Source organism: Pseudomonas sp. UBA6699, from assembly GCF_002454615.1.
GTDB classification, from domain to species: Bacteria; Pseudomonadota; Gammaproteobacteria; order Pseudomonadales; family Pseudomonadaceae; genus Aquipseudomonas; species Aquipseudomonas juntendi.
This window is the reverse complement of record NZ_DKJF01000019.1, coordinates 1-6,353: the sequence shown is the minus strand read 5'-3', so window position 1 is coordinate 6,353 and position 6,353 is coordinate 1. Positions and strand designations below refer to the sequence as shown.

Annotated in this window: 4 protein-coding genes; all 4 read right to left on the bottom strand. The window is 66.7% G+C overall.

Annotated features, from left to right (window positions below; genetic code table 11):
* Positions 1-183: 183 nt before the first annotated feature.
* Positions 184-1,368 (bottom strand): osmoprotectant NAGGN system M42 family peptidase, encoded by a 1,185-nt coding sequence (locus B3361_RS03495; RefSeq protein ID WP_009682071.1) that lies wholly within the window; start codon positions 1,366-1,368, stop codon positions 184-186.
* Positions 1,369-1,435: 67 nt separating this feature from the next.
* Positions 1,436-3,181 carry an N-acetylglutaminylglutamine synthetase gene (gene ngg, locus B3361_RS03490; protein WP_009682070.1) on the bottom strand — a complete coding sequence of 582 codons (1,746 nt, stop codon included), beginning with the start codon at positions 3,179-3,181 and terminating at the stop codon, positions 1,436-1,438.
* A gap of 3 nt (positions 3,182-3,184) precedes the next feature.
* Positions 3,185-4,972: an N-acetylglutaminylglutamine amidotransferase gene (locus B3361_RS03485; protein ID WP_029887244.1), complete on the bottom strand. Its 1,788-nt coding sequence runs from the start codon at positions 4,970-4,972 to the stop codon at positions 3,185-3,187.
* A gap of 208 nt (positions 4,973-5,180) precedes the next feature.
* Positions 5,181-6,353: bifunctional tRNA (5-methylaminomethyl-2-thiouridine)(34)-methyltransferase MnmD/FAD-dependent 5-carboxymethylaminomethyl-2-thiouridine(34) oxidoreductase MnmC (gene mnmC / locus B3361_RS03480; RefSeq protein ID WP_286920112.1), on the bottom strand; the 1,173-nt coding region annotated here is incomplete at its 5' end.

Genomic DNA, 6,353 nt, shown 5'->3' with positions numbered 1-6,353 from the left:
CATCTGGCACAGGGGTTACTGGCCCGAAACAAACGTAGGAGCGAGCTCAGCTCGCGATGCGCCGCGCGGGCGGCGCTCGCTCTAATAGGCGCTGCATACCTTGTGGCAAACACCTGTCTGCCCTGATGCGATCCCCGTGGGAGTTGGCTTGCCGACGATGGTTCGCAAAGCGGCCCCAAGGCCTCAGCCCTTGTTACCGACCAGGCTGTCGACCGCCGGCACGCGCGTGTCGCTCTCCATCTGCGCATCGTGTTCCAGCTGGTGGCTGAAGCGCTCCAGCGAGGCATTGGCCGGCTGTGAATCGCTGGCAAACACCGGCGGGCTGAGCAGGTACGCCGACAACAACTGGCTCAGGGCCGCCAGGCTGTCGATGTGCGTCCGCTCATAGCCGTGGGTGGCATCGCAGCCGAACGCCACCAGCGCGGTGCGAATGTCGTGTCCGGCCGTTACCGCCGAATGGGCGTCACTGAAGTAGTAGCGGAACAGGTCGCGGCGTACGGGCAGGTCGTGGTCGCCGGCCAGTTTCAGCAAGTGCCGCGACAGGTGGTAATCGTAGGGGCCCGACGAGTCCTGCATGGCCACGCTCACGGCGTGCTCGCTGGAGGCTTGCCCCGGCGCCACCGGCGCAATGTCGATACCGACGAACTCGCTGACGTCCCAAGGCAGGGCACCCGCTGCGCCCGACCCGGTTTCCTCGGTAATGGTGAACAGCGGGTGGCAGTCGATCAGCGGTTGTTGGCCGCTCTCCACCACTGCCTTGAGCGCGGTGAGCAGCGCCGCGACACCGGCCTTGTCATCCAGGTGACGGGCGCTGATGTGGCCGCTGTCTGTGAACTCGGGCAGTGGGTCGAAGGCCACGAAGTCACCAATGCTCACCCCCAGCGCCTCGCAATCGGCGCGGGTGGCGCAATAGGCGTCCAGGCGGACTTCCACGTGTTCCCAGCTCACCGGCATCTGGTCGATGGCGGTATTGAAGGCGTGCCCACTGGCCATCAGCGGCAGTACGCTGCCGCGGAACACGCCGGTGTCGGTGAACACACTGACCCTGCTGCCCTCGGCGAAGCGGCTGGACCAGCAGCCAACCGGCGCCAGGGCCAGCCGGCCGTTGTCCTGCAGTTGGCGCACGCTGGCGCCGATGGTATCGAGGTGCGCGGATACGGCGCGGTCGGGCGAGGTTTGCCGGCCCTTCAAGGTCGCGCGAATGGTGCCGCGACGGGTCAGCTCGAAGGGGATGCCCAGTTCGTCCAGGCGTTCGGCCACGTAGCGCACGATGGTGTCGGTGAAACCGGTCGGGCTGGGGATGGCCAGCATCTCCAGCAGCACGCGCTTGAGGTATTCGAGATCGGGTTCGGGATGTCGCTCGGACATGGTTGAATACTCCTTGCTCCTGTGCCGGCCTTTTCGCGAGTGAACCCGCGAAGAGCCCGGCACTGGTTTACGCCAAAGGCCGGCTATGCGGGAACAGCAGGTCGATGAAACGCTCGGCCGTTGGCTGCGGTTCGTGGTTTGCCAAGCCGGCGCGCTCGTTGGCTTCGATGATCACGTACTCGGGCTGTTCGGCATCACGCACCATGAAGTCCAGCCCGACCACCGGTATTTCCAGCGCCCGCGCAGCGCGCACGGCTGCGTCGGCCAGCACCGGGTGCAGGCGGGCGGTAACGTCTTCCAGGGTGCCGCCGGTGTGCAGGTTGGCGGTGCGCCGCACGGCCAGGCGCTGGCCGGGTGGCAGCACGTCGTCGTAACCCACGCCAGCAGCGCGCAGGGTACGTTCGGTTTCTTCATCCAGCGGGATACGGCTTTCACCCGCCGTAGCGGCCTGGCGACGACGGCTTTGGGCCTCGATCAACTGGCGCACACTGTGCTTGCCGTCACCCAGCACCTGGGCCGGGTGGCGAACGGCGGCCGCCACCACTTCATAGCCGATCACCACGATGCGCAGGTCGAGGCCGGCATGGAAGCTTTCCAGCAACACCCGGCTATCGAACTGGCGGGCATGGCCGACCGCCTGGGTCACGTCGTCGATGCAGGTCAGGTTTACCGCTACGCCCTGGCCTTGTTCGCCGTCAACGGGCTTGACCACCACCGCGCCATGCTCGTCGAGAAAGGCCAGGTTATCGTCGGCATTACCGGCCAATTGTTGCGCCGGCACCTGCAGCCCGGCAGTGCGCAGGGCATGCTGGGTCAGGCGCTTGTCCTGGCACAGGGTCATGGTCACGGCGCTGGTCAGGTCGCTGAGCGACTCTCGGCAGCGGATGCGCCGGCCGCCCAGGCTGAGGGTGAACAGCCCGCCGGCGGCGTCATCCACCTGTACCTCGATGCCGCGGCGCAATGCCTCGTCGACGATGATGCGTGCATAGGGGTTGAGGTCGGCCTGTGGGCCGGGGCCGAGGAACAGTTGCTCGTTGATGCCGTTCTTGCGCTTGACGGCGAAGGTGGGCAGGTTGCGAAAGCCGAGCTTCTGGTACAGGCGCTTGGCCTGGCGGTTGTCGTGCAGCACCGACAGGTCGAGATAGGCCAGGCCACGGCTCATGAAGTGCTCGATGAGGTGGCGCACCAGCACTTCACCCACGCCGGGGCGGGTGCAGTGCGGGTCGACTGCCAGGCACCACAGGCTGCTGCCGTTCTCGGGGTCATCGAAAGCCTTGGCATGGTTCAGGCCCATGACGCTGCCGATCACCGCGCCGCTGTCTTCGTCTTCAGCCAGCCAGTAGACCGGGCCGCCCAGGTGCCGAGGGGTGAGCAAGTCGGCATCGACCGGCAGCATCCCGCGCACCTGATACAAGGTGTTGATGGCCTGCCAGTCAGCCGGGTTCTGCGCCCGCCGCACGCGAAAGCCGCGGAATACCCGCTGGGCTGGCCGGTAATCGGTGAACCACAGGCGCAGGGTGTCGGATGGGTCGAGGAACAACTGTTGTGGCGCCTGCGCCAGCACCTGCTGTGGTGCTGCCACATACAGCGCGATATCGCGTTCGCCTGGGCATTCGCCCAACAGGTCGTCGGCCAGGTCGGCCGGCTCGGCATAGGTGTGGCCAATCAGCAGCCGGCCCCAGCCGCAGTGCACGGCACGCGGCTGTTGGTGGGGCTGGCTGCCGTCGCCGGCCAGGCGCGCCTGCAGGCGCTCGTAGGACGGCGCCTGGCCACGCAGCAGGCGCTGACCGTAGGCGATTTCGTGGGGTTTCATCGGTCAGAGTCCTTGTTCGCTCAGCCACAGGTTCAATGCTGCCAGTTGCCACAGCTTGGAACCGCGCAGTGGCGTCAATTGGCCGTGCGGGTTGCTAAGCAGGCGGTCGAGCATGGCTGGGTTGAACAGCCCACGGTCCTGGCTGGGGTCGGTCAGCAGCTCGCGTACCCAACCCAGTGTGGCGCCTTCCAGGTGCTTCAGGCCCGGTACCGGGAAGTAGCCCTTCTTGCGGTCGATCACTTCATGCGGGATCACCCGCCGTGCGGCTTGCTTGAGCACCTGTTTACCGCCGTCTGGCAGCTTGAAGCGCGCCGGAACGCGTGCCGACAGCTCTACCAGGCGGTAGTCGAGGAACGGGGTGCGTGCTTCCAGGCCCCAGGCCATGGTCATGTTGTCGACCCGTTTGACGGGGTCGTCGACCAGCATCACGGTGCTGTCCAGGCGCAAGGCCTTGTCCACCGCCTGCGGCGCGCCGGGGCGCGCGAAATGCTCGCGCACGAAATCGCCAGCGGCATCGGTATCCAGCAACCATGGCGCCTGTACGGTATCGCGGTACTCGTCGTGGCTGCGGTCGAAGAAGGCGTTGCGGTATGCCGCGTAGGCATCGTCGGCGCCGTCCACCTGCGGGTACCAGTGGTAGCCGGCGAACAGTTCGTCGGCGCCCTGGCCGCTTTGCACGCCCTTGCAATGCTTGGCCACTTCCCGCGACAGCAGGTAGAAGGCGATGCAGTCGTGGCTGACCATCGGCTCGCTCATGGCGCGGAAGGCGGCAGGCAGCTGGTCGATGATTTCGTGCTCGGCAATGCGCAACTGGTGGTGGCGCGTGCCGTAGTGCCTGGCGATCAGGTCGGAGTACTGGAACTCGTCGCCGCGCTCGCCGCCGGCATCTTCAAAGCCGATGGAGAAGGTCGACAGGTCGTCCACACCGACTTCGCGCAGCAGGCCGACCAGCAGGCTGGAGTCGACACCGCCGGACAGCAGCACGCCCACGTCCACGGCGGCACGCTGGCGGATGGCCACGGCTTCGCGGGTCGCGTCCAGTACGCGGGTGGTCCAGCCTTCCAGGTCCAGCTCACGCTCATCGGCGTTGGGCCCGTATTGCAGTTGCCACCAGGTCTGGCGCTCGATTTCGCCGTGGCGGTCGATACGCATCCAGGTGCCGGGTTCCAGCTTTTGCACGTTCGCCAGCAAGGTGCGCGGTGCCGGCACCACGGCATGGAAGTTGAGGTAGTGGTTGAGCGCCACCGGGTCGAGCATCGGGTCGATGTCGCCGCCCTTGAGCAGCGCTGGCAGGGTCGAGGCAAAACGCAGCCGCTCGCCGTTGCGTGACAGGTACAGCGGCTTGACGCCCAGGCGGTCGCGGGCCAGGAACAGGCGTTGGTTATCGCGTTCCCAGATGGCCAGGGCGAACATGCCGTTGAGTTTCGGCAGTAGCGCCGCACCCCAGGCGTGGTAGCCCTTGAGCAGCACTTCGGTGTCGCCGTCCGACCAGAACTGGTAGCCCAGGGCCTGCAGCTCCTGGCGCAACTCGGGGAAATTGTAGATGGCACCGTTGAACGCCAGGGACAGGCCCAGGGTGTTGTCGACCATGGGCTGCGCCGAGCCGTCGGACAGGTCCATGATTTTCAGGCGGCGGTGGCCGAGGGCTATGGGGCCCTGGCTATGGAAGCCCCAGGCATCCGGGCCGCGTGGCGCCAGGTGATGGGTAATGCGCTCTACCGCAGCCAGGTCGGCTGGGCGTGGCGCTTGGCCGATGGGGGTGAAACGTAACTCTCCTGCTAATCCGCACATAAGTCCTTACCGGTTTTTCCGTTGGGGAGGTGATGCCCCGGATTAGGGCACCTTAAGGAACTGACCCATGTGCTTTATGAGAGTTTTAGAACAATCTGTTATATGCGGCTGCGGCCTGCGACGCTTTTCTGCCCAATTGCGACACCGGTTTTGCCTTGCCGGAACGGCCCGGTGTCGCGATTGGGCTGCACCGCAGCCCCCGGTTCCATCACTTGCCCCGTATCAGCCTGCGCAGGGCAAACCGGTTAGGATGGCAAGCCTGCGCCACCCCTTGAGGCACCGGCAGCGGCTCCCCGCACACCCACGCCGCTAGCAGTTCCCCACTCAACGGCGCGGTGATCAACCCGCGCGAGCCATGCCCGCTGTTCACATACAGCCCGCCCAGCCAGGGGCAAGGGGCTTGCGGCACCTGTCGCGCATCACGCGCCAGTACCGCGTAGGTGTCGGCAAACGCCTGTGCATCGGCCAGCGGCCCGACAATCGGTAGGTAATCCGGGCTGGTGCAGCGGAATGCGGCCCGCCCTTGCAGGTGCTCAGGGTTCAGCGTTGCCACGCCCAGGCGTTGTGCCAGGTCGGTCGATATCTCGTCCAGCAACGCCAGGTTGCCCTGGTGTTCGGCCACCGTCGGCGCCAGGTTGTCACTGTTGAAATCAAAGCTCGCGCCCAAGGTATGTTCATCACCACGCGGCGGTGCCACGTAGCCCTCGGCGCACACCACGGTGCGCAGTGCGCGGCTGCCGACGGTGGCCGGCAAGCGGGTGATCTGGCCGCGGATGCGCTTGAGCGGCAACCCGGCACAGGCGTCGAAGCGGCGGACCTCGGCGGCTGCGGCCAGAATCACCACCGGCGCGCTGGCCAGCAGGCGCTCGCCGGCCCAGGCTTGCCACTGGTCAGCCACTTTCCGCAGCTCGATGACTTCCTGGTGGGTCACCAGCCGGATACCAGGGTGCTGCAACTGCTGCTGGCACAGGGCAGGCGGGTGGACCCAGCCGCCTTCGGGGTAGAACAGCCCGCCAGCCGGCAGGGCGACGCCGGCGACGGCTTCGGCCTCGGTACGTTGCAGCGCGTGCAGCAGGCCGTGGTCGAACGCGCCAGCCAGTTTGCCCTGGCGCTCGGCTTCCTTGGCGTCGAACGCCAGTTGCAGCACGCCGCAGGCATCCCAGTCCTGGCCCCGTTGCAGGCGTTCGAGCTGGCGCCGGGTGTAGCCGAAGCCGGACAGGATCAGCTGCGACAACGCCGTGCCATGGGCGGACAGCTTGAGGTACAGCACCCCCTGCGGGTTGCCCGAGGCTTCCTGCGCGGCGGCGGCATGGCGTTCCAGCACGGTCACCTGCCAGCCACGCCGGGCCAGGCTGGCCGCGCTGGCGCTGCCGGCGAGCCC

Excerpts from the sequence above, each read along its gene's own strand:
- B3361_RS03495 (WP_009682071.1), bottom strand. The coding sequence starts at position 1,368 with ATGTCCGAGCGACATCCCGAACCCGATCTCGAATACCTCAAGCGCGTG.
- ngg (WP_009682070.1), bottom strand. The coding sequence starts at position 3,181 with ATGAAACCCCACGAAATCGCCTACGGTCAGCGCCTGCTGCGTGGCCAG.
- B3361_RS03485 (WP_029887244.1), bottom strand. The coding sequence starts at position 4,972 with ATGTGCGGATTAGCAGGAGAGTTACGTTTCACCCCCATCGGCCAAGCG.